We start from the raw sequence: 26655 nt of genomic DNA, 5'->3' as shown, positions 1-26655 counted from the left end.
GCGCTGATCTTACCTTTCGCATTGATGGTTGCAGGCGGTCTGATGAGCGCCTGCAATCCATCCGCTGACACCCCTGCCGCTAGCGCCGAAACCTCAACGGAGGCGAGCAGCACGTCAGACGCCCCCGACATGTCGGGGCTCAGCGAACCGGCGAGCCTCGCCCTGTCCTGCTCCGGCTGTCATGGCGCAAAGGGCGGCGCGATCGCAAATCTGGACGGGTACACCGCCGCCGATCTAAGCGAGCGCCTTATGGCTTATAAGACTGACGCCGAAGGCACCACGGTCATGCACCGCCTGATGCGCGGCTATTCGGATGCGGAGATTCAATCCGTCAGCGCCTACATCGCGGGAGACACCGAATGACAGGGCCTTTCCCTCACCGTCGGCACGTCCTCGCAGGCCTCACAGGCAGCGCCGCCTTCGCCCTGCTCTCGCCGCATGCGCTTGCGCAAACAAAGGCGAAGCTTGTCGTTGTGGGCGGCGGCTTTGGCGGCGCGACAGCCGCGCGGTATCTCAAGACCTATCTGCCAGACGCGAGCGTCACACTTGTTGAGCCAGCAACTGAATACGTCGCCTGCCCGTTCAGCAACCTCGTCATCGGCGGCGTGCGGGACATCAGCCAGCAGCGCTTTACTTATGACAGCCTGAAATCGCTCGGCATCGACGTCATTCATGCCCGTGCCAGTGATGTGAACGCAGAGGCCGGCTCTGTCACGCTCGACAATGGCGACACGCTCGCCTTTGATCGGCTCGTCCTGTCACCCGGCATCGATATTCGCTGGGTCGCGCTGGAAGGCTATGATGAGGCCGCCGCCGAGATCATGCCGCATGCCTGGAAAGCCGGGCCACAGACGAGCCTCCTTCGCCAGCAACTCGAAGACATGGAAGATGGCGGCCTCGTCGTCATGTCCGTCCCGCTTGCGCCCTTCCGCTGCCCACCGGGGCCCTATGAACGCGCCAGCCTGATCGCTCACTATCTCAAAACCACCAAGCCGAACTCGAAACTGCTCGTGCTCGACGCCAAGGATGAGTTCTCCAAGAAGCCCTTATTTCTGGAAGCCTGGGCAGAGCATTACCCGGACCACCTGGAATGGCGCAGCGCATCAGATTTCGGCCGCACTGTTTCGGTCAACACGGCGACCATGACCCTCTCGACTGACTTTGATGTTATCAAAGCCGATGTCGCAAACGTCATCCCTCCGCAGAAGGCGGGCCTGATCGCAGAGCGCGCCGGCGTTGCAGATGAAACCGGCTGGTGCCCGATCAATCCGCTCGACTTCTCCTCGCCGCTGCAGCCCAATATTCACGTCATTGGCGACGCGACCATCGCTGCGCCCATGCCGAAGTCAGCCTTTTCCGCAAACCTCCAGGGCAAGCTCTGCGCCCTGCAGATCGCAAGGGCGCTGTCGGGCAAGACGCTCGCGCCAACCGTGCTCGCAAATACCTGCTACTCCTACACAACGCCGGACGAGGCTGTGTCCATCACCGGCGTCTACAATAATGGCGGCAGCTCGATCAGCAGCGTCGAAGGCGCCGGCGGTGTCAGCCCCTATGGCGCAGACTTCAATGTCCGGAATGCCGAGGCTGAGCAGGCCGAAGCCTGGTTCGCCACGATCACAAGCGACACGTTCGGATGATGAGAGCGTTCGCAGCCCTGCTGCTGATTGCCCTACCTGCCTGCAACCAGCCTTCCGACACGCGTCTCGCGACGCCCGTCACGATTGAAGCCGATACTATCCCAAAATCGCTCATGGGCCTGACCGGCGATGCGGTCCGGGGCGAAAAGGTGTTCGCCGAGCGCGAACAGGGCCACTGCGTCCTCTGCCACGCGATTGATGGATTAGATGCAGATTTTCAGGGCGATGTCGGCCCAACTCTGACCGCTGTCGGCACCCGGCTTACCCCCGCGCAGATACGCCTTCGCGTCGCCGACGCACAAAAAATCTGGCCTGAGACGGTGATGCCATCATATTATCGCACAGGAGACCTCAATCAGGTCGCTCCCGAATATCAGGGCAAACCTGCCCTGACGGCCAGCCAGATCGAGGATCTGGTCGCCTATCTGTCGGGCCAGGAAGGCTGAAGACGTATGGATGATATGAACAAGACCGCGCCGCACATTGATCGACGCACGCTGCTGCTAACGGGCGCCGCAGGTCTTGCTGCGGTCATGCTCCCCGCCACGGCGAGCGCTGAAGTTGCCGATGCCGACGCCTATATCCTGAAGACATTCGGAGACCGTCCGATCAAGGATGGCAAGGTCACCCTCACCCTGCCGCCAATTGCTGAGAACGGTAACTCCGTCGCCCTCAAGGTCAGCGTCGACAGCCCGATGACGAAACGCAATCACGTCAAACGCATCGTCATCGTCTCTCCGCGCAATCCGATCGCCGAGATCGCTGAATTCAAACTCGGCCCCCGCGCCGGCAAGGCCGAAGTCTCAACCCGTATCCGCATGGCTGGCACGCAGACCATTCGCGCCATTGCCGAGATGAATGATGGCAGCCTCTGGCGCGGCACGGCCAGCACGGTCGTCACGCTCGCCGCCTGCATCATCGGATAGGACAGCAGACATGGCCACCATCCGCATCGCCGCCCCCGACACCGCCAGCAAAGGCGAAGTGATCGAACTGAAAGCCCTGATCCAGCACCCGATGGAGACAGGCTATCGCCGCGACTCCAAAGGCGAGGAGGTCAAGCGCAACATCATCAAGCAATTTGTCTGCACCTATGATGGCGAGACGGTCTTCGAGGCCGAATTCTATCCCGGCATCGCCGCCAATCCCATCCTCACCTTCTATACCAAGGCGACAAAGTCCGGCCCGATCGAATTCCGCTGGACCGACGAGTTCGGTGAGAGCTGGGCACAGACCCATGAGCTGACGGTAAAGTGAAGCGGGCAGGCCTTGGCCTTTTGCTGCTTTTGGCGGGCTGCACCGAACCCTCGGCCCCGGCCGATACAGGTGCCGAGCTCTCGCGCCCCGAACCACTCCAGTCAGGCTCAACCTTCCTTCAACCCGATACGCGCGCCCTGCAGGAGGATGATTTCGCCAATCCCGGCATGCTTTGGGTTGAACGCGGCGAGGCCCTCTTTCACGAAGCCCGCGACGGTCACCCCGCCTGCGCATCCTGCCATGAGGGCGAGGACACAAATCTTGCGGGCGTCGCCGCTCACTATCCGGCTATCGATGATGAGACCGGCGAGTTGATGAACATCGAAGCGCGCATCAATGCCTGCCGCACCCGTCATCAATCACTCGAACCACTCGCCTATGAGAGCGAAGACCTTCTGGCGCTAACCGCCTATGTCGCGGAGCTGTCGCGCGGCGAACCGATAGAGGTCGATATCAGCGGTGCAGCCTCGCCCTGGTTCGAAAAGGGCCGCGACTATTTCTTTACCCGTCGCGGCCAGCTCAACCTCGCCTGCACCCAATGCCACGACGATAATTGGGGCAAACAGCTGCGCGGCGACACGATCAGCCAGGGCCATGGCACGGGCTTTCCGGGCTACCGGCTTGAATGGCAGACGTTCGGCTCCCTGCAACGGCGCCTGCGCGATTGCGACGCCGGTGTGCGCGCCGAACCGCTGGATTATGGCTCGGACGACTATCTCGCCGTTGAACTATACCTCGCCAAGCGCGCCGAAGGCTTGCCACTGGAATCGCCCGGGGTCCGGCGATGACTGCGCTGAGCATCCGGATAAATCTCGCCAATGGCGGCAAGCTCGGGCCGGGCAAAATCGCCCTGTTGAAGACCATCGACAGCGAGGGCTCCATCCGCAAAGCCGCTGCCAGCCTTTCAATGTCCTATCCGCGGGCGCTCAAACTCATTGAAGAGCTGAACCGCGATTTCGCCGCGCCCGTCATTGCATCCACCCATGGCGGCGCAGAGCGCGGCGGCTCCCATCTCACGAGTACCGGGGCAGACGTCCTGACGCTCTACAATCAGGCCGTCGAGGCGGCTGCCTCCTCAACTGGCCCCGCACTTGAGGCTTTGGCTGCGATCACCGCCTCGAATTGAGCTGGCGTCGTTCTAATTGGTCGTTTACAACGGACCTGTGAGACAGATGACGTGCACCTATCCAGAACATCCAGAAGATGTGCTGGGCCAGTTTCTGGTCTGGTCGGAAGATGCTCGTGCCGCCCTGATCGTCGTCACCGCAACCGAAGGCGGCGGCGTGCGCGCCCCCGGCGCCCTGATGGCCGTGAACGAGACAGGCGATGTTGCGGGCTATATTTCCGGCGGCTGCGTCGACGCAGATGTTGCGCTACAGGCCCGCAACGCGATCAAAACCGGCAAGGCGCTGACCCTTCTATACGGCGCTGGCTCGCCCTTCCCGGACCTCCCCCTGCCCTGCGGCGGCGCCATAGAGGTCGCGATCCTCCCCCAGCCTGACATCTTAGAAATCCGCCGCGCCGCACGCGCGCTCGCGTCCCGGCAGGCAACCACGCTCACCCTTCCAGAGCTGGACGGTTTTCACCCGCATTACACGCCGAAACCCCGCCTACGCATCGCGGGGCGCGGCGCCGATTGCCTTGCCCTTGCCCGCATCGCGGCCTCCGCTGGTATCGCCGCCGAACTGCAGCTCCCCGATGAGGATGACGTCGCCCTCGCCCGCGCGGAAAACCTGCCAGCCGTAACGCGTCTCGTCACGCCGTCAGACCTTCCGCCCACGGATGATGATCCGTGGACGGCCTTCATCCTGATGTTCCACGACCGTGATTGGGAGACGTCACTCCTGAAGCAAGCCCTCAGCGGCCCCGCCTTCTATATCGGCGCGGTCGGCAGTCGCCGCACACATGCCAACCGGCTCGACGCCCTGAAAACTGAGGGCGTCTCAGCCCCGCAGCTTGAACGTGTCCGCGGGCCCATCGGCCTTGTGGCCTCCATGCGCGACGCTTCCATGCTCGCCATCTCCGTGCTTGCCGAAATCGTCAGCGCCTATCACGACTTGCGCCGCAAACCTTTCGCCCAAACAGCACTCATTTTGCTCGCGGCGGGCCAGTCACAGCGGTTCGAGAGCGGCGACAAGCTTCTGGCAGAGCTCCGCGGCCAAGCCGTCCTCTCCCACGCCGCCTCTGCGCTCACCGATACGCCACTTGCCGCGCGCATCGCCGTCATCGGCCCCGGAGACCGCGCCCGCGCTGAACTGCTCATCGACGCAGGCTGGGACGTCATCACCAATTTCGATGCCGAGGACGGTCAATCGACGTCCCTCGCCCACGGCATTCTCGCCGCAGAGACCGCAGGCGCCAAAGCCGCCATGGTGATCCTCGGTGACATGCCTCAGATCACCGACACCCATCTTGAGGCCCTTCAGGCCACTTTCACGTCAGGCAAGTCCTCCGTGATGAGCCAGACCGGCGACGTGCTCTGCCCGCCAGCTATCTTCCATCACACCACCTTCGACGCCCTGAAAAAGCTGACCGGTGACGCTGGCGCAAAATCAGTATTCAACAAGCTCGCCGAGACCGCCACGGTCGATCTGCCACCCCAGAGCGCCATCGATATCGACAGCGTCTCAGACCTTGAGCACGCGGAAGGTCTCACGCATGCCTGACGGACATATGCCGATCAAACCTGCCCCGCTGGTCGACCGCTTCGGGCGCACCGTCAGCTATCTGCGCCTGTCTGTGACCGACCGTTGCGACCTTCGCTGCGCCTATTGCATGGCCGAAAACATGACCTTCCTGCCAAAGAAGGACCTGCTCAGCCTCGAAGAGCTACAGACCGTTGCAGAGGCGTTCATCCGGCGCGGCGTTACCAAGATCCGCATCACCGGCGGCGAACCCCTCGTGCGAAAGGATATCGGCGCGCTCTTCCAAGGGCTTGGCCGCCATATGGGCGCCGGGCTTGAAGAACTGACCCTCACGACGAATGCGACCCTCATGACGCAACACGCCAATCAACTTGTCGCCGCAGGCGTGCGGCGCGTGAACATCTCGCTCGATACACTCAATCCGGACACGTTCCGCCAGATCACGCGCCGAGGCGAGTTCGATAAGGTCATGGCCGGCATCGACGCAGCCGACCGCGCAGGACTGACGATCAAGATCAACACGGTCGCCCTGAAGCACCAGAACGCTGACGAGCTACCGGAAATGATCAAATGGGCGCATAGGCGCGGCTTCGACATGACGCTCATTGAGGTCATGCCGCTCGGCCTGACGGGCGAAGACCGTTACGATCAATACCTGCCCCTGTTTGAGGTTCGCGACGCGCTGGAACAGCGCTGGACGCTGAGCGATGAGGCCAGCGCCCCCGCAAATGCTGGCCCGTCCCGCTATGTGCGCATAGAAGAGACTGGCGGCCGCCTTGGCTTCATCACGCCGCTCACCAATAATTTCTGCGCCGGTTGTAACCGCGTCCGCGTCACCTGTACCGGTCGCATTTATATGTGCCTCGGCCAGGATGATCATATCGATCTGCGCGCCGCCTTGCGCGACAGCGCCGATCCGCAGGCTGCCCTCGATGCCGCGCTAGACCGCGCCCTCTTCGCCAAACCGGAACGGCATGATTTTGAAATCACCGCCCCGGACGAGCGCCCTGCGCTTCCCCGGCATATGTCGACAACGGGAGGCTGACCAATGGTGCAGATCCTCTACTTCGGACGCCTCAGCGACGTCACCGGCACTGCCGGCGAAGCCATCACCCTGCCGCCAGAAGTCCGCGACACGCTCGCGCTTCGCCACTGGCTCGACGAGACAAAAGCCACGAACGGCGCCCTGCTGGAACAGACCGTCCGGCTCGCGCTCAACAGTGAGATTGTAGACGGCCCTCAGCCTGTTTCAGACGGCGACGAAGTGGCCTTTATGCCGCCCGTCGGCGGCGGATAGGCCAGATCTTGATTACGCTCACCGACCTACCGTTCAGCCCATCAGACGCGCTTGCCAGCTTTCAGGCGCGGGCCGAGGGCGCGGGCGCCATTGTCAGCTTTATCGGGCTTGTGCGCGACAGGGCGTCAGACAAAACCGTCAGCACGCTTCACCTTCAGGCCTATTCACCAATGACCGAGCGCGGCATGCAAAACGCGCTCGACGCGGCCCTCACCCGCTGGCCGCTGACAGCCGCGCAGATCATCCATCGTACCGGCGACATGGCCCCGGCCGAACCGATCGTGTTCGTTGCGACGGCCTCCGCTCATCGGCGCGCCGCGTTCGAAGCGGCCGACTTTCTGATGGATTATCTGAAAACCGAGGCCGTCTTCTGGAAAAAGGAAGTCACCTCAGATGGCGAGCGCTGGATTGAACCGCGCACCCAGGACTATCGCGACAATGCGCGCTGGAAAAACGACAAGACGGAGACCGCCTGAAATGCACGGCATAAATGAGAAGCTGAAATTCATCCCTGTACGGATTGCCGTGCTGATCATGAGCGACACACGCACGCTGGAAACTGACACCTCAGGCATGACGCTCGTCAAACGCATTGAAGCGGCGGGCCATGAAGTGGCCGAACGCGCCATCGTCCCGGACGACAAGGCCGCGATCCGCGCCAAAGTCTCCGCCCTCATCGCTGATCCGGATGTCGACGTGATCATCAGTTCCGGTGGCACGGGCCTTACGGGCCGCGATGTGACGCCAGAAGCGGTCATGCCGCTCTTCGACAAGGTCATCGAAGGCTTCTCGGTGATCTTTCACCAGGTCAGCTTTGAGAGTGTCGGCCTTTCGACCTTACAATCTCGCGCCGTCGCCGGGCTTGCGAATGGGACCTTCATATTCTGCCTGCCCGGCTCAAACGGCGCGGTGAAGGATGGCTGGGACAAGGTCATCTCGCTGCAACTCGACAGCCGCCACAAGCCCTGCAACCTCGTTGAACTGATGCCGCGCCTCATGGAACATGTGGAGCATGGACATTGAGCGGGCTGACCCATATCGGGCCTGACGGCCGCGCCCGCATGGTCGATGTCGGCGACAAGGCCGTGACCGAGCGCATCGCCATCGCGACAGGCCGCGTCCGCATGGCCCCGGCGACGCTCGCCCTCGCCAAAAGCCGCGACACCAGAAAGGGCGACCCCATCGCCATTGCCGAGCTTGCCGGGATCATGGCGGCCAAACGAACCTCTGATCTCATCCCGCTCTGCCACCCGCTCGCCCTGTCGAGCGTAAAGGTCGCCATCGAACCGGCAGAAAACGAGCCCGCGCTCATCGTGACAGCACGGGTCAAAACGTCCGGCCAGACCGGCGTCGAGATGGAGGCGCTGACAGCCGTCTCGGCCGCCTGCCTTACGATCTACGACATGCTGAAAGCCGTCGATAAGGCCATGGTCATCGAGGCGATTGAGCTCACAGAAAAGACCGGCGGAAAGTCCGGTGACTACCGCAAGGCTGACCAATGACCGGCATGATTAGCGTCGAAGAAGCGTTCGCGCAGCTGAAGGCGCACGCGCCAGGCCTCAAGGTCGACACCGTCGCCCTCGAAGCGGCACACGGGCGTATCCTCGCCGAAGATGTGAGCGCAGCCGCAAGCCGTCCGCCAACGGACATGTCCGCCATGGATGGCTACGCCGTGCGCCTCTCCGATGTGAAATCCCCGGGCGCTGAACTCAACGTCATCGGCGAAAGCCCGGCCGGCAATCCTTTTACGGGAAAGCTAGATCAGGGCGAGGCCGTCCGAATCTTCACCGGCGGGGAAATTCCGGCAGGCGCCGATCACATTGTCATCCAGGAAGACGCCGACCGGACCGGCGACACGCTGATCTGCCGCGAAGCCTATGAGGCGCCTCAGTTCATCCGCCGCGCGGGCCTCGACTTCAAACAAGGCGACCGCCTCGTCGAGGCCGGGTCGCGGCTTGGCGCGGCTGAACTCGCCCTCATCGCCGCGGGCAATATCGGCACGGTGAGTGTCACACGCCGCCCCCGTGTCGGCATCCTCGCCAATGGAAATGAGTTGAAAGCCCCCGGTTCTACGCTGTCACGCGGCGAGATCGCGAACTCGAACCCTGTCGCCCTCGCCGCGCTCATCCGCGATTGGGGCGGCGAGCCTGTCGATCTCGGCACAGCGTCCGACACGATGGAATCTATCGCCTCACATATCGAGGCCGCGACAGATATCGACATCTTCTTGCCCGTCGGCGGCGCCTCGGTCGGCGATCACGATTTGATGCGCCCTGCCTTCGCGGCCGCTGGCTTCACGCCCGTCTTTGAAAAGATCGCCGTGCGTCCCGGCAAACCAACCTGGTTTTCGACGCGTGGCCCGGATGTCGTGCTTGGCCTTCCCGGCAATCCGGCCTCGGCGCTGGTCTGCGCCTGGTTGTTCTTGAAGCCTCTGGTCAGTGGCACCCCGCATCGCCGCATCAAGGCGGCTGTCGCAACTGACATCGGCGCGAACGGCCCGCGCGAACACTTTATGCGGGCCCGGATCGAGGTTGACGGCCAAGGCCAGTTGCAAGCTCACCCCGTGCCCAATCAGGATAGCTCGCTGATTACGCCATTCCGAACCAGCGCTGCGCTTCTGCGCCGCTTGCCGAATGCCCCAGCCCTCAAAAAAGGAGAGCTGGCCGACATATTATTGATCGGCCAGCTCTGACAGCTTTCTAGATGTGGTTTCGAACCGCTATTCGTAGCCGGACTCGACCATCACATAAGCGATGACACTTGCGCGATCATCAGGACGCTGGACGCCGGCAAAGCTCATCTTGTTGCCAGGCAGGAAGTCACGCGGCCGTGTGAGCCACTTCTCCAATTGCTCAGGCGTCCACTCAAAATCAGCTTCCTGAAGGGCTTTTGAATACTCATAGCCTTCGAGGCTTCCAACCTTGCGCGAGAACAGGCCATGCAGGTTTGGGCCGATCAGGGTCGGGCCGCCTTCCGCGATCGAATGGCAGGAAGAGCACTGGAGAAAGACACGGCGGCCGCGCTCATAGTCAGCGGTATTGTAAGGCGCGGGCAAACCGGCAAGCTCGATGTTTTCTTCGACGTCTACCTCAGCAGCCTGCGGCTCTTCTTCCACCTCTGCAGCCTGCGGCTGTTGTTCAACATCGCCCGGCTCCGGTTTCTCTGGCACGCTTGGGGAGGTCTCCTCCGGCGCTTCGGGGGTTTCGCTCTCGCCCCCGCCGCATGCCGCGACAAGTCCACCAGCCAGCACAAATGCCAGGGCCACTACAGTTTTCTTCATGCTGGAACTCCATTTTCCATCAGCTACACGCAAAGAGCGTAATTCAGTTCATGCCTGTTTCAAATGGAAAACGCGGGCCAGGCACGCGAATCCGGCGCGCTGCGAGCGCTTTGATCAGCTACTCCTGCCCGTTATGCGGCGGATCATTCACGCCGCCCACATCGAGCAGCGGTGCAGCATCCAGTTTTTCGGCATCCATAAGAGAAACCACGCGCAGAAGTGCGGCAACAACACTGGCCTGCTCCCATTCAGGCAAGGCCTGAAAACGGGAGCGGAAGGTTTCCTGCAGCAAGTCCGGTGCGCCCTCCAACGCTTTCAGACCCTTATCGGTGATATGAACCCAGACACGGCGACGGTCCGTCTCCCCGCGGCGACGCTCAACCAGGCCATTTTCCTGCAGCCTGTCCAGCAGGATCGAAATCGTCGCCTGCTTTAGATCTACCGCGCGCGCGAGATTGCCGGTCAGCGTGTCCCCTTGTGTCTTCAGCACCTGAAGCACGAGAAGCTGCGACGCGGTCAGCCCGGTCTTGTGCGCCACGGCCTTCACATTATTGGCAGTCGCCTTGAGTACGCGGCGCAAAGCGACCAGCGCAACTTCACCTTGGTCCTGCATGTCATCATCGCTCCACATTTCGGCATGTGCGGCCGACAGCCGGACTGCCTCATAACCTTCAGAGAGTTGTGCCATATTTACAGGACATCCTTTAATAAGAGAATTATTTTATCATCTAAGTATTCTCTGGAACATATAGGCTGACACTGCGTTTTTAAAGGAGATCACGGCGGTTTGCGCAGCTATGCGGAGTGGGGTTGAAGTCTTCAGCTCGCTATATATATAGATCGTCAAACAAACTATCGAACGAACGAAAAACGTAGATTTCGGCTCAGCGCAGCGACTTTGCGCACTTTCAAGGCCGGTCAAGGTGTTAGCTATGGAATTGGCAAGTATGGAAATTACATCCCCGAAGAGCGAGGACGGCGCTGCCGTGCACGATCTTGTCGCTGCCTGCCCGCCGCTCGACACCAATTCACTTTATATGAATCTGATCCAGACAACGCATTTTGCCCAGACCTGCGCGCTCGCGCGTGAGGACGGCGAAGTTATCGCCTGGGTCAGCGGTCATATTCCGCCTGAAGAGCCTGATACCTTTTTTCTGTGGCAGGTTGCCGTCGGCGAGAAAGCTCGCGGCAAGCGCCTTCCCAAGAAACTCATCGCCGACATTTTCTCACGCCCCGCGTGTAAGAATGTCCGCTACCTCAAAACCACGATTACGCCAGACAATGACGCCTCCTGGGGCCTCTTCAGAAGTGTCGCACGCTGGTTGGGTGCTCCCCTGAAAGACGAGTTGTTTTTCGACAAGGAGCGCCATTTCAAAGGCCGCCATGACAGCGAAGTTCTTGTCACCATCGGCCCGTTCGATCTGCCGCCATCCGGCTGAGCAGTCGACAAAAGACTATCCGAACCAGACCAAACCAGACCAAAAAACAGGAGCAGAACGCATGCCGTTCACTGACCTTAAACAAGACAATATTTTCGAACGACGCGAGTCGCAGGTGCGCAGCTATTGCCGCAACTTCGATACGCTATTCGTGAAAGCCACCGGCTCAACCATGACCGACGCCGACGGCAAGACCTATATCGATTTTCTTGCCGGTTGTTCGACGCTGAACTACGGCCACAACGATCCCGACATGAAGGACGCGCTGATTGCGCACATCACGCGTGATGGCGTTGCACACGGTCTCGACATGTACACCGATGCCAAGGCCGACTGGCTGAGCGCTTTTGAGGACTATATCCTCAAGCCGCGCGGCATGGACGATTACAAGATCATGATGACAGGCCCAACCGGCACGAACGCCGTCGAAGCCGCCGTGAAGCTCGCCCGCAAGGTGACCAAGCGCAACAATGTCATCGCCTTTACCAATGGCTTCCACGGCATGACGATGGGCGCCCTTGCGCTGACCGGTAATGCTGGCAAGCGCGCAGGTGCTGGCATGGGCGGTAGCGGCCTCAATGGCACGACCCACATGCCTTACGCCAACGCATTCGGCGAAGACATCGATACGATCGAGCAGATCGAGATGCTTCTCGAGAACTCGTCATCCGGCGTCGATGCACCTGCAGCCTTCATCTTTGAGCCTATTCAGGGCGAAGGTGGCCTCAACGCCGCGTCCATCGAATGGATGCAAGGCATTGCCCGCCTCGCGAAGAAGCATGGCGCCCTGCTGATCGTCGATGACATCCAGTCCGGTTGCGGCCGTTCGGGCAAGTATTTCGGCTTCGAGGAAGCTGGCATCAAGCCTGATATCGTGACCCAGGCCAAATCGCTGTCCGGCATGGGCCTCCCATTTGCGTGTGTCCTTCTCAAGAAAGAACACGACATCTGGAAACCAGCCGAACACAACGGCACGTTCCGCGGCAACAACCACGCCTTCGTGACCGCCCGCGTGGCGCTCGAGAAGTTCTGGAAAGACGACGCGTTCGAAAAGGACGTCGCCAAGAAAGCCGACATCCTTCACGCTGGCCTGAAGGACATCGCCGACATGATCGATGGTGCCAAGCTTAAAGGCCGCGGCATGATGCAAGGCGTCGATGTGGGGTCAGGAGAGCTCGCCTCCGACATCTGTAGCCGCGCCTTCGAAAAAGGCCTCATCATCGAGACCTCCGGCGCCGACGGCGAAGTCGTGAAGGTGCTTGCACCGCTCACAACGCCTGTCGACATGTTCGAAAAGGGCCTCGACATTCTGAAGTCGGCCACCAGCGACGCGCTTTCCAGCTTCAAAATCGCAGCGGAGTAAGACACATGATTGTACGCGACCTGAATGAGCTTAAAGGCACCGACCGCGCCGTCTCTGATGCGCAGTGGACCTCCTACCGGTTGTTGCTGGCAGACGACAATATGGGCTTCAGCTTCCACATCACCGTGCTGGAAGCCGGATCGGAGCACACCTTTCACTACAAGAACCACTTTGAGAGCGTCTACTGCATGGCCGGCAAGGGATCGATCACCGATCACGCCACCGGCGAGACGCACCAGATCAAGCCCGGCGTCATGTACGGCCTCAATCTGCACGACAAGCACACGCTGCGCGCAGAAGAAGAGCTTCACATGGCCTGCTGCTTCAATCCGCCTGTTACGGGCAAGGAAGTACATCAGGCTGACGGCTCATATGCTGCGCCGGAAGATCTCTAATAGATCTGCCAATCGGCTCTAATATTCCAGGGAAGCAGCCTTTCGGCCAACAGGCCTGAAGGGCTGCCGCTCCCCAACCAGACCAAATTCTCGGGAAACCGGACCATGACTCATACCGTCGAAAAAATCGGTGGCACGTCCATCGCAAACACACCTGTCATCCTTGAAAACGTCCTGATCAACGGACGCGAGGGCAACGACCTCTACAATCGAATTTTTGTCGTCTCGGCCTATGCCGGCATGACCAATCTGCTGCTTGAGCACAAAAAGTCGGGCAAGCCCGGCGTCTACAGCCTGTTCGCCAGCGCTGAAAACAAGTGGCAATGGAGCGAGGCCCTCACAGACCTCTCCAAGGCCATGCGTAAAAAGAACGCCGAAGTCTTCGGCGATCACACTGACTGCAAGGTCGCTGACAATTTCGTGCTTGAGCGCGTCGAAGGCGTTCGCAACTGTCTGATCGACCTTCACCGCCTCTGCTCCTACGGCCAGTTCCGCCTCGACGAGCACCTGCTGACCGTTCGCGAAATGCTCGCAGCGCTCGGCGAAGCCCACTCAGCGCACAACACTGCCCTGCTGCTACGCCAGCATGATGTGAACGCCGTTTTTGTTGACCTGACCGGGTGGCGCGACGAGGAGAAAATGACCCTCGACGAGCGGATCCAGACCTCAATGGCAGGCATCGACTGCTCGCGCGAACTCCCCATCCTGACCGGCTATGCAAGTTGCCTCGAAGGCATGGTGAAGCTTTATGATCGTGGCTACACCGAGGTCACATTCTCGCGTGTTGGCGCGCTTACAGGCGCTGCCGAAGCGATCATCCATAAGGAATTCCACCTCTCCAGTGCGGATCCCAAGCTGATTGGAGACGACAAGGTCTTCAAGATCGGCAAGACCAATTATGATGTGGCCGACCAGCTCTCGAATATGGGCATGGAAGCGGTCCACCCGAAAGCCGCTAAAGGCCTTCGTCAGGCGGGCGTTCCGCTGCGCGTCAAGAACACGTTTGACCCCCACGATGCCGGCACGATCATTACGGACGACTTCCATCCTGACGAAGCGCGCGCAGAGATCGTCACGGGCATCGAAAGCCTCTACGCCTTCTCGCTCTTTGAGCAGGATATGGTCGGCGTCAAAGGCTATGATGCCGAGATCCTGAAAGCCCTGACACGCCACAATATCTGGATCGTTTCAAAGTGCTCGAACGCCAATACGATCACCCACTATGTAAATTGCACACGCAAAGCCCTCAAACGGGCTGCGGCCGACCTCGAAGCAGTATATGAGAACTCCGAAGTCTCCATTCGAAAGGTAGCAATCGTGTCTGTAATCGGCGCCAATCTTGACCTTCCGGGCCTCACCGCCCGCGCCAGCATGGCGCTGCATGAAGGCGGCGTCCGCCTTCTCGGCCTGCATCAGATGACAGGCAATACCGATCTTCAGACCATCGTCGCCGAAGAAGATTATGACGAGGCTGTCCGCCTTCTTCACAAAGAACTGGTCGAAGTCGAATCTGCCCGCAAGGGCGGCGATTCTTCGGAAATCCGTGCCGCCGCCTGATGAGCGGCCCGGCGTCAGCTGACGTAGAAGCTTCAGGATGGCGACATGCGCTCGGTCCCTACCGAAACGTAATCGCCATCGTGAGCGCACTCACCCTCTTGCAGGGTGCAGCGGCTGCCCTATCCGTAACGATCGCGCTAAGCCTGCAGACGGCAGGTGCATCGAATGCTGGCCTTGGTCTGGTTGCGGCATTCTTTGCTGGCGGCTTCCTCGCGGGAGCCATGCTGTCGCCGGTACAGATCATGCGGATAGGGCACATTCGCTCTTTTGTATTTTTTGCGGCGTTGGCCATTCTCGCCTCGCTGAGTTTCACCCTCGGCGTCAGCCTTATGGGCTGGGCGGTCGTACAGGCCGTTATCGGCGTCTGCGCCGCCGCGCTCTACACCGCCGGTGAAAGCTGGATTGCAGACGCAACGCCCAGCGACAAGCGCGGCACGATTCTCGGCTTCTACCACGTTATCGCAAAGGCCGGCGCAATCGCTGGCCCATTTGCGATCATGTCTGCCGCTGGCGGCGTGGCGGGCTTCATCATGGTTGCGGCAATTTTTGCCGCCATGATCCTGCCCATCTCTGCGACGCGCCAGTCCCAGCCGGAAATTTCGACCGGCACGCCGTTTGGCCCGCGCAAAATCATCCGCTATGCGCCGGCCGCTGCGGTTGCCGCTTTCAGCGCCGGCGCCGTGAACAACGCCGTCGCTCAGCTATATCCGATCTATGCCCAGGCCATCGCGCCGGAGAGCGCGGCGACCTTCTCCGCCAATTTCAACGCTGCCATTCTCGGCGGTGCCATGGTCGGCCTCTGGCCGGCCGGCGTGATTTCGGACCGTGTTGACCGCCGGCTCGTTATTGCAGCGACCGGCATCCTGGCCGGCGTGGCAGCGCTTGGCCTTGCCCTGCTCAGTCACACGGCCTCAGAGCCAATCATTCTGGGCCTGGCCTTCCTGTTCGGCATGGGGGCCCTCTCCTATTACGCCGTTGCCGTCGCCCATGCAGCCGACCGCGCCCGGCCGGATCAGGCAACGTCCATGATGGCCGGGATCATGGTCATCTGGGGTATCGGATCCATCGTCGGCCCGCTTGTTGCCGGCTTCATCATGACACCGCTTGGCGCGACCGGACTTTTTGCCTTTGCGAGTGTCATGCTCGCCCTTCTCACCATCATCATGTTCACACGCGTTGTAAAAAACGCTGAGGTGACCGATGATGAGAAGGACCCTTTCAACGCCACCCAGGCGACCAGCCTTGCGCTATCGGAGCTCGATCCGCGCGGCGAGGACCACAATGAGCAGTTTGACCTGTTTGTGTCCTGGATGGCATCAACAGAGACCGAACCATGATCATTGCCAGCTTCCTTGTAATTCTGACGATATTTCTGGTGGTGGGACTAGCCTCAGCCCGGAAAGCAACAGGGGAGCGCACAGATTATTACCTTGCCGGCCAAAGCGTTTCACCTTGGCTCACAGGCCTCTCGGCGGTTGCCACCAACAATTCAGGTTATCTCTTCATCGGTGTGATCGGCTATGCCTACTCGGCCGGATTGTCTGCGCTCTGGCTGATGTTTGGCTGGATCGTCGGTGACTTTCTCGGCTCAACCTTCATTCACCGCAAGCTTCGCAACGCTACCACTTCCACAAATGAAGCCTCCTTCGCGTCCGTGTTATCGCGCTGGCATGGGGACGATTTCGCCTATTGGCGGCGCATCGCGGCCATCGTCATGGTCGTGTTCCTCGGCGCCTATGCGGCTGCCCAGATCTCAGCGGGCGGCAAGGCGCTTGAGGGCGTTCTGGAGATTGACCCGAAAATTGGCGCAACGGCCGTTGCTGCCATGATCCTGGCCTATTCGATTGCAGGCGGCATTCGCGCCTCGATCTGGACGGACGCGATCCAGTCCATCTCAATGCTGATTGCGCTGATCATTCTCTGCTTCGTCGCCTTTTACGCGCAGGGCGGTCTCGGCGGTGCTTTTGCCTCAATGATGCCCCTTGATGAAGGGCGCTATATGAACCTTCTGCCGGAGCCGAATGAACTGGTGGGCACCGGCGCGCTCGCCTTTGGCTTCTTCGTGCTGGGGTGGTTGTTTGCGGGGTTCTCCGTCGTTGGACAGCCGCACATCATGGTGCGCTTCATGGCGCTGGACGACGAAAAGAACATGCAGCGCACCCGCGTCTGGTATTATAGCTTCTTCGTCGTTTTCTACATTCTGGCCGCTGGCCTTGGCCTCCTCTCGCGTCTCTACCTGCCGCAACTGGAAGACGCAGAGCTTGCCCTGCCGCAAATGGCGCTTCAGCTTCTGCCTGACGTGTTCGTCGGCCTGATCCTTGCCGGTATCTTCGCGGCCACCATGTCGACCGCTGACTCCGTCGTTCTCTCCTGCTCTGCCGCGATCACGCATGATCTGACGCCGCAGCGCATGGAACACCCGCTCCTTCTCAAAGCCGCAACCGCCGCCGTGACCCTCGGCGCATTGGGGATCGCCCTCTCGGGCAGCCAGTCTGTCTTCACCCTGGTGATCCTTGCCTGGTCAACACTGGCCGTGGCGTTCGCCCCGCTCCTGACGCTCTACTGCCTCAACCGCCGGGTCAGCGAACCTGTCGCCATCGGCCTGATGGTTGGCGGCATCGCGATTGCGCTTGTCTGGCGCTACGGCCTGCATTGGCAAGGCGGCATCTATGAAGGTCTGCCAGGTATCGTCATCCCGCTCGTGATCGGCTGGTTCCTGTCACGTCCGGCCACCAAGGCAGAGCTTGAACAGTCACCGGTTGAGGCTCCAGCCGAGTAAAGCGGCCCACACAACAAGAAAAGCCCGGCAAGCCATCAGGCCTGCCGGGCTTTTTTCTGTCGCCAATCACGCCAGCGCTAGCGGGCGTAAAGCGCCTTGGCGTGGTGCATGATGTGGTCATCCATGAAGGTCGAGATGAAATAATAGGAATGATCATATCCCGGCCGCAGACGGATCGCGAGCGGCTGGCCCACCTCACGGCATGCCTCTTCAAACAGGCCCGGCTTTAACTGCTCTTCGAGAAACTGGTCATCCTCGCCCTGATCGATCAGGATCGTGGTTTCAAGCTGCTGCTTCTTCACAAGCTCGCATGCATCATATGCTTTCCAGGCTTCGCGGTCGTCGCCGAGATAAGCTGAGAACGCCTTCTCACCCCAAGGCACCTGGCTTGGCGCGACGATGGGTGAAAATGCTGACACGCTTTTGAAGTGGCCGGGATTTCTGAGCGCCAGAACCAGCGCGCCATGCCCGCCCATGGAATGCCCAAAGATCGACTGGCGCCGCATGTCCGCGGCAAAGTTAGAGCGTATGATCGAAGGCAATTCCTCCATCACATACTGGTCCATCTTGTAATGCTTGGCCCAGGGATCTTCGGTCGCCGTCAGGTAAAACCCGGCACCTTGTCCCAAATCATAAGCATCATCATCGGCCACATCCTCGCCGCGCGGGCTGGTGTCCGGCGCAACGATCATCACGCCAAGTTCGGCGGCCTTGCGTTGCAGGCCACCCTTTTCCATGACGTTGGCCCAGCTGCAGGTCAGTCCGGAGAGATACCAGAGCACAGGGATGGGCTCATCCGAGGCTTGCGGGGGTTCATAGACGGCAAATCGCATCTTGCAGCCCAGCGTCTCGCTCTCATGATCATAGACGCTGAGATCGCCGCCAAAGCTTGTCCATTCCGATACCGTTTCCAAACCAAAAACCTCACTTCTATCTGTCTGCTTCAAGTCCCATAGACACTAGCACACAGCGGCAGGTTTTCCACTTTCATGGCCGGAGACACCGTCGCAATCGCGAAACGCCGCGTCGAAAGACGCTATTCGTTGCTTAGCAACTCTGCCTGACGGGCCACCGCTTCTGCACGGTCATCTTCGGTGCATGGCGTCACACGCACTTCGTAGGCAAACGGTTCGTCGCGGGGCGCTTGTGTCGCCTTGGAGCGGACCACTTCGACATTCTGTTCGATCTTGAAACCGATCTCATTGCCGATCTCGCAGATCACATCCACAGCCTGTTCAACCGATGCTGCCCATACCTTCATCGACATGACTGATGGGCCTACCTCGCCATTCGGCACAGAATGGTCTTCCATCGTGTCACCCCCGGCGATAAGTGAAAAGTGCTTGAAACCGGCCATGAATTCCCCTCCGCATAGGAAATATCACAGTAGAATGAGACAGGTGGGTAAGGATAGACGATGACTGCATACGAAATTTTTGGCGCTGAAGTCAGCTACTTTACCGGGAAAGCACGGGCATACCTCGACTGGCGCGGCCTCAAGTACGAAGAGCATGTCGCCACGCAGGATGTCTATCGCAACATCATTCTGCCAAATGTCGGCTGGCCGGTCATCCCCGTGATGCGCACCCCATCGGGCGAAATCGTGCAGGACACCGCAGACATCATCGCCCACATCGAAGCTGCAGAAACCCCCGCGCCATCCGTCTGGCCAGCGACCCCTCTCCAGCATTTCGTCAGTGAATTACTTCACCTCTTCGGCGATGAGTGGCTGGTCATCCCGGCGATGCACTACCGTTGGAATTACAATGAGGATTGGGCCTATGCCGAGTTCGGCGCGCTGTCGGCCCCGCATTTGTCCGAAGACGAACAATATGCCCTCGGCAAGAAGAATGGCGCGCGCTTCAAGGGCGCTCTGCCGGTTCTCGGCGTCAGCGATGCGACCGTCCCTGGCATCGAGACAAGCTATGAAGCCTTTCTCGCCGAGTTCTCAGACCATCTCACCCATCACCCCTATTTGCTCGGCGCGCGCCCGACGCTTGCCGACTTTGCCGTTTACGGGCCGCTCTACGCCCACCTCTACCGCGACCCGGAATCCGGAAAGCTGATGAAAAAGCTCGCCCCCAAGGTCGCCGACTGGACGGAGCGGATGCAAGCCGGCGGCGCCCTAGGCCCGCTCGCAGAAGATGATACAATTCCAGAAACACTATTGCCGATCCTCAAACGACAGATGCGGGAACAGCTTCCGGCCCTGCTTCAAACCAGTGACCTCCTGAAAGAGTGGGCTGCTGAAGCCGAGCCGGGTCAGCGCGTCCCCCGCGCCCTCGGTGATATCATGATCGAGATTGAAGGCGCCCGCGGCCCGGCCAAGGCCCGCAGCTTCCCGCTCTGGCGGCTGCAAGGCGCTTTGGATGTCTATCATGCCATGGATGACGACGCGCGCGCCCGCGCGGACGCTCTCCTCGAGCGCATTGGCGCCGCAGATCTCAAATCACTCGGTTATCCGCGCCTCAAGCGCGAGAACTGCCAGGTCGTGCTGGCCTGACAGTTCAGCCAGCGCCGCTTGAGACCGGCTTCACCGGAATGAGCACCTCATTGCGGCGGAAGGGGGCCGGCTTCCAGGGCGCATCATACCCGGCATATCTCGCCGGCCCTGTGGCCTCATAGCCATGCGAGCCGATCCACGCTTCAAGCTCTGCCTGCTTGGCCTTGTGCGTCTTCATCCGACCAGAGCCTGAAAACCTGATCGTCGCCAGCATTTCGCCGGGCACCTCGCGGATTGAAACGGCCGGATTGTTCGGCACAGGCAGCGTCTCCATCGTCCATTTCGATGGCATGGTGAAAGATACCGTCCAGCTATCGTCATTATTGGCGGTTCGTGTGACGGGCGCAGTCATATCGATCTTGGTGGATGGCGTACGCGTCACCGGCGCGGTCATGGCGATCTCGCTGCGCGCTGTGTTGTTGCCGAAGATATAGTCGGCGAGCACCCGGAAGCCTGAGTTGCTGGCCTCCTTCATGTCGCCCGAGACGTCCGTCTCAGCCACGATGATGGGCTCATACTGGCGCACTTCTATCTTGCCGTCTTCGGTGACGGTCTCGAAGGACGGTTCTTCGGTGGCACTGGCAGTCATGGCAACAGCTCCAAAAATAGCGGCGGCAAGCAGCATACGTCGCATGGATTGAACTCCTGTTTCAGACTCATCTTACGCAAGCCCAGGGCAAACGGATTGGAATCGAACGCTGGCCATCCATAAAAAACGCCGCCCCGCCGGTAAGGTGGAGCGGCGCTCATTTAGTCTGTGTGAGCCCGACTAACCGCGGCAGAGCGCGCAGAGCTTGTTGCCGTCCGGGTCACGCAGATAGGCGAGATAGAGCTTCTGGCCACCGCCTTCGCGCCAGCCTGGCGGGTCTTCAATCGGCTTGCCGCCTGCCGCAGCGCCGGCCTTGTGCCACGCATCGGCCTGATCGGTCGACGTCATCGCAAAACCGATCGTCATGCCATTGCCGGGGGTCGCCGCTTCGCCGTCAATCGGCTTGGTGACGAGGAACACCGCGCCATTGTGCAGATAGACCAGACGGCCCTTCGGATCGGTGATCCCCGGCTTACCGCCGATCGCCTCGAAGGTTGCGTCGTAAAATTTCTTGGCTTTGTCGAGATCATTCGATCCGACCATCATGTGGCTGTACATTGGTGTTAACTCCGTTCTTGTTTCTTATTGCTGATTATCGAGTTCGGCCTGCGTCTTGGCGCCAAATCTGCGGGCTAACGCTTCCACCCGGTCATAAGTATCCCTGTCAGTATCGCTCCAGGCCGGATTGTCACGATGGAACCTTAGGAAGTCGATGAAAGTGCCGCTGTGCCAGCCGGGCACTTCATCGATCGTATTGTAGATATCCGCAATTCGCTCGGGCTGTTCCAGCTCGCGGATATAATAGCGGGCCAGCGATACAGCGAGCGATGTGCCCGACGGCACGCTGGCGGCGTATTTGATCAAGTCCACGGAGGATGAAGACCCGTAGGTATCGCTGCACCGGATCATCGGATAAGCGTCGTCGATCTCCCAATTATAGCCCGTCAAGGTCTTGCGCAGGTCTTCAAGAGAACCATTGTGGGCATCTTCGCAAAGGATGAATTGAAGCCCCATCGATATCGGTTCGCGTTCAGGCACATATGGGCGGGTCTCACCTGAGATGAGGCGCCGCTCGCCCGTCATTGGGTCGACGCCGATAATCGCATTGTGATGTCCGTCGCCGACGACGAGCTCGCCGTCCGGCAAGCTGTCCATGTCTACCGGAAACACAATCGCCGGACCGGCGGCAACCTGCTCCCCATCCGGCCGGTTTTCCCAACCTGAGACTATTTCAAGTGCGTCCCAGCTGGCAGAGCCAAGAGGCGCCCGCAGGACCGAGCGCAGCCTTGCATCAGCAAAAAAGATGAACTGCTCATCAACAGCAACGGCGCGCAAATCTTGCAGGACGTCGTCAGTATTGCCGCCATGGATAGCCTGCCGTGTCCGTGCGCTCGCCGGATCGACAACATTGTCGGACCAGTCACCCCGATCACCGTGAAGAACATACAATGAGCCGTCAGGCGCAGAGGCGAGGAGCACCCGCGCAAGCGGCGACAGCATAATGTTGCCGGAAAATATCGAGAAGTGTGGCTCAATCCAGTTCATCGGCGTCGGATCATCGGGCTCGCGCCGCACCTGTGCCGTGGCGCCCGTCTCGATGTCGACAGCCAGAAGCGTGAGATAATCTTCGTCGCGGCCCAATACTGGGCGCTGTGCTTTGTCAATGAAATAGGCTGTGCGGCCGTCAGGCGAGACCACCATTTCAGTATTAATGATAAAGGCCTCGCCGGTTTCGCGTGCCTTGTCCGTGGATGTGTAGGCAACCTCCCGCTTAGCCCCGGTCTTGGCGGAAACGTCGAAAAGCCGACCATGGCCGGTCCGCACCAGGACGTGGCCAGACCCGGGCACATAGGCGATGCCGGTGACACCGCCCGCCTGTCCGGACAAGTCCGCGATCAACCGGCGGTCGCCAGTCATCGCATCGACTTCGATAAGTCTGCTGCCGCTGCTTTCCAGCACATAGACGAGGGGCTTATCCGTGGCTGCCGCGATGGCAGTCAGGTTCTGAAATGTGTCGCCCTCCCCGCGGCGTTCGGCCTGCGCCACGCCGCAGGTCAGGACTACGCACAGCAATGCCAACGAGATCCTGCCCATCTCATTCACCCTGGAAACCGAACCACCTGATCCCGCCAATCGCCATGGTGGCCCTTAGTACACCACCACGCTTCGAATGCTCTCGCCCGCATGCATCAGATCAAATGCATCATTGATCTGGTCGAGCTTCATGACGTGGGTGATCATCGGGTCGATCTGGATCTTGCCGTTCATGTACCACTCGACGATCTTCGGCACATCGGTGCGCCCCTTCGCGCCGCCAAAGGCCGTGCCCCGCCAGTTGCGCCCCGTGACGAGCTGGAAGGGCCGCGTCGAGATTTCCTTGCCGGCTTCGGCCACGCCGATAATGACCGACGTGCCCCAGCCTCGATGGCAGCATTCCAGCGCCTGACGCATCACATCGGTATTGCCGGTACAATCGAACGAATAATCCGCGCCACCATCGGTCAGCTCGACCAGATGCGCGACAACGTCCTTGGTCTCTTTCGGATTGACGAAATGGGTCATGCCGAACTTCTCGCCCCATTCCTTCTTGGAATTGTTGATGTCGACGCCGATGATCTTGTCGGCGCCTGCCATCTTCGCGCCCTGCAGCACATTGAGACCGATCCCGCCGAGACCGAAGACGACGACATTATCGCCGACCTGCACCTTGGCGGTGTTGACCACCGCGCCAACGCCGGTCGTCACGCCGCAACCGACATAACAAGCCTTGTCGAAAGGCGCGTCATCGCGGATTTTCGCGACCGCAATCTCAGGCAGCACTGTAAAATTCGAGAAAGTCGAGCAGCCCATATAATGGTAGATCGGCTGGCCCTTGTAAGAGAAGCGGCTGGTCCCGTCTGGCATCACGCCTTTGCCCTGCGTCGCGCGGATTGCGGTACAAAGATTGGTCTTGCCGGAGAGGCAGCTTTTACACTGGCGGCATTCCGGCGTGTAGAGCGGAATCACGTGATCGCCAGGCTTCACACTGGTCACGCCCTTGCCGACCTCGCGCACAATTCCGGCGCCTTCATGGCCCAGGATGCTCGGGAAAATACCTTCTGAATCAAGCCCATCGAGCGTATAGGCGTCTGTGTGGCAGATGCCTGTCGCCATGATCTCGACAAGCACTTCACCATCCTTTGGCCCCTCAAGGTCCACTTCCACGATTTCCAGTGGTTTCTTGGCTTCAAAGGCGACGGCGGCGCGCGTTTTCATATCGTAATCCTGTAGGTTTCGTATCTGGCCGGAACATGAAGCGTTGAGCTGCAGCGGGCAAGCCTTTCTCGCCGAAATTGGCCCTCCAGACTGCACTCATTAAACGAATGTAAGACAGGCCAATCGAGAGTCATTGGAACAGCTTGGTGTGGTGGCCGTTTCATTACCACTAATCCAGAAGGAGACCTGACATGAAGAAACTCATGATAACTGCCGCCGCATCCGCCCTTATGCTTGGTGCCGCCGCATGTTCGGACGGCGACGTGAAGACGAGCGATGCAAGCTACGATTCCCAGACGACCGAAACCGCCGAAATGACTGATGCCAACGACACGGACATCATGATGGACGACGCTGATGTCGTGGACGTTGAAACGGTTTATCTCGCCTCAGGCGAACTGAGCGCCGGCGAGCTTATCGGTGCTGAAGTGATGGGCGTCGATGGCGAAAAGATCGCCACACTCGATGACCTGCTCATCAATCCCGACGGTTCGATTGATACGGTCGTCTTCCGCAGCGGTGACTTTGTTGACCTTATCGGCACAAAAGGCGCGCTGGCCTATGATCAGCTCGACCTGACGATGACTGACGACAATGAGCCTGGCTTTACTGTCGGCATGACCGAAGACGCGATCCAGCAAGTCGCCGAGTTTGATCAGGATGGCCTGAACGACTACCGCCTGGCTTCGGAGATGATCGGCACACAGGCTGACTTCCTGAATTCAGACGAATCCGTCCGCATCAACGACATTATCATCACCCCTGAAGGCGAAGCGAAATACGCCGTTGTCAGCGAATCTGCCCTGCCGGGCGACGAACGCCAGCTTGCTTTCGACCGCATCTCGGTCGAGCAGGGTGACGGTGGTTCAATCGTGATCGATGCTTCGGCTGAGGACTTCGACATGATGCCAATCTTCAAATATGATCGTGACGACGACTAGAAGAAGATGGACGACAAAAACAATAAGCGTCGTCTGAAAACCAGAAGAGATAGATAATTATCTCGACCATAGCCGGCTCAACCATCAGGTTGGGCCGGCTTTTGTTAGGGCGTCACTAAGAAGGGACCTCGATGGAAGCCACCCGAAATTGAGAGGCCACAAATAAAAACCCCGGCCTGCTTTCGAGGCCGGGGTCATAAATTTGCTTTGTCAGAGACAGCGCCTAGCTGCGGCGTTCGCTTTCCTGCTTGGCTGTCATGGCTTCAATCTTGGCAATGAGGGCGTCAGCCGATCCATTGGTCCGGTCCAGAAGCGACAGGAATTGCGCCTGTTGCTCAATCGCCAGCCAGATCAGATTGCCGTCCATCTCGAGCGCGACATCAACAACCTGATACTCGCCATTGCGCTTGAGCACGCGCCAGCGAACATCCATCTCGCGTCCATCGCTACGCTCAATCTTTGTATCGACCACCGAGTCATTCGCTGTCCGATCGACCGAGCCGGTCACCACCACATCATTTCCGCGATAGTCATCAAGCTGGTTTTCATAGATCGCCAGCCCATAGGTGCGGAAAGCATCCTGATAGCGTTTAAGCTCTTCAGGCGTGAAGCGACGTGCATACTTGCCGATCACGAATCTCGCCACAGCATCAAGATCTGTGAACTTCTCCATATACTGGCTGAAAAGCGCGGTGCGCCCATCAGCATCCAGCGATGGATCATTCAGCGCCTTCAGCACTTCATTGGCGTTCTGGGTGACGAATGCTTCTGTTTTCGCGTCTGCGAAGGCAGGGGAGGAAACTGCCAGCATCGCCGTTGCTGCAAGTATTGTACTGCGGAATTTCATAATCTTATTCCTGTTAATTATCGGACGCTGACGCATCTTCGTCTTCATCCATGAAAGCATCAAAATCGGGCAAATCTTTGTAGGGGTCCGCCTCAATCTGGCCATTTCGCACAGCGGCTTGGCGCTGGGTTGTATAATTACGCCGCAGCGCGACGTAGGGTTCGGGCTGCGAACGAAGGGTTTCGATCGCTTCGATGAAACGTTCCCGCGCGGCAATCGCCCCGACAACCGTCCGGCCAACCGCAATCTGTTCATCAAGGTCAGGATCGTCGAATTCGGTCCATGTCAGCGGATCGAAAGCCCGGTCCGTCACCATACCCGCCGTATCCCGTAGATTGCTCGGTCCGAGGAGCGGAAGCATCAGATAGGGGCCTTCTTCTACCCCCCACACGCCAAGCGTCTGACCAAAGTCTTCATTGTGCTTCTCAACGCCCAGCGTAGAGGCCACATCGAAAATACCGCCAATTCCAACAGTCGTATTGATCAGAAAACGTCCGAGCGTGTCGGCCGACGCGTCTGGATTGGCCTGCAGGACGGAGTTCACGAACACAACAGGCTGCCCCAGATTGCTAAGGAAGTTGTTGACCCCATCACGGAAGAAGCCTGGTGTTATGGCGCGATAGGCGCGAGCCGTCGGCTCCAGAGCGGCCTTGTCGACCACCTCGTTGAAAGCATAGACATTTCTGTTGAAGCCTTCGAACGGGTCATACACGCCTGAGCTGGAGGAGTCCTGCGTAGAGGTGGCACAGGCCGTCATCGAGAATGCGGCCGCGGCGGCCAGTGCTAATCTGATCATTATTAAATTCCGTGCTTTTCAGACCAGCATATGAGCAAACAGGTCCAGGCTTTCAATACGACGAAGAAGCAACAA

Annotated in this window: 32 protein-coding genes; 22 read left to right on the top strand and 10 right to left on the bottom strand. The window is 59.6% G+C overall.

The genetic code is table 11. The features are described from left to right. Nucleotides 1-42: 42 nt before the first annotated feature. From B8783_RS16855 to B8783_RS16790, 14 genes are read left to right on the top strand one after another with little or no spacing between them, the layout of a single operon-like run. On the top strand, nt 43-363 hold the full coding sequence (locus B8783_RS16855) for a c-type cytochrome (RefSeq protein ID WP_139792407.1): 321 nt from the start codon (nt 43-45) through the stop codon (nt 361-363). Then, entirely contained in the window at nt 360-1637 is a 1278-nt protein-coding gene (locus B8783_RS16850; RefSeq protein ID WP_084421314.1) for an NAD(P)/FAD-dependent oxidoreductase, read from the top strand. Before B8783_RS16855 ends, B8783_RS16850 begins: the two co-directional genes overlap by 4 nt. Continuing rightward, on the top strand, nt 1634-2083 hold the full coding sequence (gene soxX / locus B8783_RS16845; RefSeq protein ID WP_233355839.1) for a sulfur oxidation c-type cytochrome SoxX: 450 nt from the start codon (nt 1634-1636) through the stop codon (nt 2081-2083). Before B8783_RS16850 ends, soxX begins: the two co-directional genes overlap by 4 nt. Nucleotides 2084-2089: 6 nt before the next feature. Continuing rightward, on the top strand, nt 2090-2563 hold the full coding sequence (locus tag B8783_RS16840) for a SoxY-related AACIE arm protein (protein WP_084421311.1): 474 nt from the start codon (nt 2090-2092) through the stop codon (nt 2561-2563). A 10-nt stretch (nt 2564-2573) separates the two neighbouring features. Next, nucleotides 2574-2894 carry a thiosulfate oxidation carrier complex protein SoxZ gene (gene soxZ / locus B8783_RS16835; protein WP_084421308.1) on the top strand — a complete coding sequence of 107 codons (321 nt, stop codon included), beginning with the start codon at nt 2574-2576 and terminating at the stop codon, nt 2892-2894. Further along, nucleotides 2891-3682, top strand: coding sequence for a sulfur oxidation c-type cytochrome SoxA (gene soxA / locus B8783_RS16830; RefSeq protein WP_084421305.1), 792 nt, complete (start codon nt 2891-2893; stop codon nt 3680-3682). Before soxZ ends, soxA begins: the two co-directional genes overlap by 4 nt. Then, complete coding sequence (locus B8783_RS16825) at nt 3679-4020, top strand: winged helix-turn-helix domain-containing protein (RefSeq protein WP_084421302.1); 342 nt, start codon at nt 3679-3681, stop codon at nt 4018-4020. The genes soxA and B8783_RS16825 overlap by 4 nt, the downstream gene beginning before the upstream one ends. Before the next feature lie 46 nt (nt 4021-4066). Then, complete coding sequence (locus tag B8783_RS16820; protein WP_084421298.1) at nt 4067-5560, top strand: NTP transferase domain-containing protein; 1494 nt, start codon at nt 4067-4069, stop codon at nt 5558-5560. Next, nucleotides 5553-6584 (top strand): GTP 3',8-cyclase MoaA, encoded by a 1032-nt coding sequence (gene moaA, locus B8783_RS16815; protein WP_084421295.1) that lies wholly within the window; start codon nt 5553-5555, stop codon nt 6582-6584. The genes B8783_RS16820 and moaA overlap by 8 nt, the downstream gene beginning before the upstream one ends. Nucleotides 6585-6587: 3 nt before the next feature. Beyond that, nucleotides 6588-6836, top strand: a complete 249-nt coding sequence (gene moaD / locus B8783_RS16810; protein WP_084421291.1) for a molybdopterin converting factor subunit 1 — start codon at nt 6588-6590, stop codon at nt 6834-6836. Nucleotides 6837-6844: 8 nt separating this feature from the next. Continuing rightward, the gene (locus tag B8783_RS16805) at nt 6845-7312 is read left to right on the top strand and encodes a molybdenum cofactor biosynthesis protein MoaE (protein ID WP_084421290.1); all 468 of its coding nucleotides are present in this window, start codon (nt 6845-6847) and stop codon (nt 7310-7312) included. A gap of 1 nt (nt 7313) precedes the next feature. After that, a complete protein-coding gene (moaB, locus tag B8783_RS16800; RefSeq protein ID WP_199288164.1) occupies nt 7314-7859 on the top strand; it encodes a molybdenum cofactor biosynthesis protein B in 546 nt (181 codons plus the stop codon). Next, nucleotides 7856-8338 carry a cyclic pyranopterin monophosphate synthase MoaC gene (gene moaC / locus B8783_RS16795; RefSeq protein ID WP_084421289.1) on the top strand — a complete coding sequence of 161 codons (483 nt, stop codon included), beginning with the start codon at nt 7856-7858 and terminating at the stop codon, nt 8336-8338. Before moaB ends, moaC begins: the two co-directional genes overlap by 4 nt. Beyond that, the gene (locus B8783_RS16790) at nt 8335-9528 is read left to right on the top strand and encodes a molybdopterin molybdotransferase MoeA (RefSeq protein ID WP_084421288.1); all 1194 of its coding nucleotides are present in this window, start codon (nt 8335-8337) and stop codon (nt 9526-9528) included. Before moaC ends, B8783_RS16790 begins: the two co-directional genes overlap by 4 nt. 27 nt (nt 9529-9555) lie before the next feature. Here B8783_RS16790 and B8783_RS16785 read toward each other — a convergent pair whose 3' ends face one another. Further along, the gene (locus B8783_RS16785) at nt 9556-10116 is read right to left on the bottom strand and encodes a c-type cytochrome (RefSeq protein WP_084421287.1); all 561 of its coding nucleotides are present in this window, start codon (nt 10114-10116) and stop codon (nt 9556-9558) included. Between the two features lie 118 nt (nt 10117-10234). Beyond that, on the bottom strand, nt 10235-10804 hold the full coding sequence (locus tag B8783_RS16780) for a MarR family winged helix-turn-helix transcriptional regulator (protein WP_084421286.1): 570 nt from the start codon (nt 10802-10804) through the stop codon (nt 10235-10237). A 259-nt stretch (nt 10805-11063) separates the two neighbouring features. Here B8783_RS16780 and ectA point away from each other — a divergent pair, with 259 nt between their 5' ends. The 6 genes from ectA (at nt 11064) to B8783_RS16750 (ending at nt 17649) form a co-directional block, all read left to right on the top strand. Beyond that, a complete protein-coding gene (ectA, locus tag B8783_RS16775; protein WP_233355838.1) occupies nt 11064-11555 on the top strand; it encodes a diaminobutyrate acetyltransferase in 492 nt (163 codons plus the stop codon). A 61-nt stretch (nt 11556-11616) separates the two neighbouring features. Continuing rightward, nucleotides 11617-12918: a diaminobutyrate--2-oxoglutarate transaminase gene (gene ectB / locus B8783_RS16770; RefSeq protein WP_084422162.1), complete on the top strand. Its 1302-nt coding sequence runs from the start codon at nt 11617-11619 to the stop codon at nt 12916-12918. A gap of 5 nt (nt 12919-12923) precedes the next feature. Further along, complete coding sequence (locus B8783_RS16765) at nt 12924-13313, top strand: ectoine synthase (RefSeq protein ID WP_084421284.1); 390 nt, start codon at nt 12924-12926, stop codon at nt 13311-13313. Between the two features lie 105 nt (nt 13314-13418). Beyond that, nucleotides 13419-14870 (top strand): aspartate kinase, encoded by a 1452-nt coding sequence (locus B8783_RS16760; protein WP_084421283.1) that lies wholly within the window; start codon nt 13419-13421, stop codon nt 14868-14870. Between the two features lie 80 nt (nt 14871-14950). Continuing rightward, entirely contained in the window at nt 14951-16207 is a 1257-nt protein-coding gene (locus B8783_RS16755) for an MFS transporter (RefSeq protein ID WP_233355837.1), read from the top strand. After that, entirely contained in the window at nt 16204-17649 is a 1446-nt protein-coding gene (locus B8783_RS16750; protein WP_084421281.1) for a sodium/proline symporter, read from the top strand. The genes B8783_RS16755 and B8783_RS16750 overlap by 4 nt, the downstream gene beginning before the upstream one ends. 77 nt (nt 17650-17726) lie before the next feature. Here the strand turns inward: B8783_RS16750 and fghA are convergent, their stop codons facing one another. Together fghA and B8783_RS16740 are read right to left on the bottom strand one after the other, a co-directional pair. Further along, entirely contained in the window at nt 17727-18563 is an 837-nt protein-coding gene (gene fghA, locus B8783_RS16745) for an S-formylglutathione hydrolase (protein ID WP_084421280.1), read from the bottom strand. 122 nt (nt 18564-18685) lie between these two features. Then, nucleotides 18686-19006: a hypothetical protein gene (locus B8783_RS16740; RefSeq protein ID WP_084421279.1), complete on the bottom strand. Its 321-nt coding sequence runs from the start codon at nt 19004-19006 to the stop codon at nt 18686-18688. 60 nt (nt 19007-19066) lie between these two features. Here B8783_RS16740 and B8783_RS16735 point away from each other — a divergent pair, with 60 nt between their 5' ends. Next, a complete protein-coding gene (locus B8783_RS16735; RefSeq protein WP_084421278.1) occupies nt 19067-20152 on the top strand; it encodes a glutathione S-transferase N-terminal domain-containing protein in 1086 nt (361 codons plus the stop codon). A gap of 4 nt (nt 20153-20156) precedes the next feature. Here the strand turns inward: B8783_RS16735 and B8783_RS16730 are convergent, their stop codons facing one another. The 4 genes from B8783_RS16730 to B8783_RS16715 all read right to left on the bottom strand — a co-directional run bounded on the left by B8783_RS16730 (nt 20157) and on the right by B8783_RS16715 (nt 23996). Beyond that, nucleotides 20157-20741, bottom strand: a complete 585-nt coding sequence (locus B8783_RS16730; protein ID WP_084422161.1) for an SOUL family heme-binding protein — start codon at nt 20739-20741, stop codon at nt 20157-20159. Between the two features lie 180 nt (nt 20742-20921). After that, a complete protein-coding gene (locus tag B8783_RS16725; protein WP_084421277.1) occupies nt 20922-21299 on the bottom strand; it encodes a VOC family protein in 378 nt (125 codons plus the stop codon). A gap of 24 nt (nt 21300-21323) precedes the next feature. Beyond that, on the bottom strand, nt 21324-22835 hold the full coding sequence (locus tag B8783_RS16720; protein WP_139792405.1) for a lactonase family protein: 1512 nt from the start codon (nt 22833-22835) through the stop codon (nt 21324-21326). 54 nt (nt 22836-22889) lie between these two features. Then, the gene (locus B8783_RS16715; protein WP_084421275.1) at nt 22890-23996 is read right to left on the bottom strand and encodes an S-(hydroxymethyl)glutathione dehydrogenase/class III alcohol dehydrogenase; all 1107 of its coding nucleotides are present in this window, start codon (nt 23994-23996) and stop codon (nt 22890-22892) included. Between the two features lie 191 nt (nt 23997-24187). Between B8783_RS16715 and B8783_RS16710 the strand changes: the two genes are divergently transcribed. Beyond that, entirely contained in the window at nt 24188-24937 is a 750-nt protein-coding gene (locus B8783_RS16710) for a PRC-barrel domain-containing protein (RefSeq protein ID WP_084421274.1), read from the top strand. Nucleotides 24938-25160: 223 nt separating this feature from the next. Here B8783_RS16710 and B8783_RS16705 read toward each other — a convergent pair whose 3' ends face one another. Continuing rightward, nucleotides 25161-25784 carry an MlaC/ttg2D family ABC transporter substrate-binding protein gene (locus B8783_RS16705; RefSeq protein WP_084421273.1) on the bottom strand — a complete coding sequence of 208 codons (624 nt, stop codon included), beginning with the start codon at nt 25782-25784 and terminating at the stop codon, nt 25161-25163. Nucleotides 25785-25797: 13 nt separating this feature from the next. Continuing rightward, nucleotides 25798-26580 (bottom strand): MlaA family lipoprotein, encoded by a 783-nt coding sequence (locus B8783_RS16700; protein WP_084421271.1) that lies wholly within the window; start codon nt 26578-26580, stop codon nt 25798-25800. Nucleotides 26581-26655 lie beyond the last annotated feature (75 nt).

Origin of the sequence: Henriciella litoralis (assembly GCF_002088935.1) — a bacterium.
Classification (GTDB): Bacteria; Pseudomonadota; Alphaproteobacteria; order Caulobacterales; family Hyphomonadaceae; genus Henriciella; species Henriciella litoralis.
This window is presented reverse-complemented; position numbering and strand designations above follow the sequence as displayed.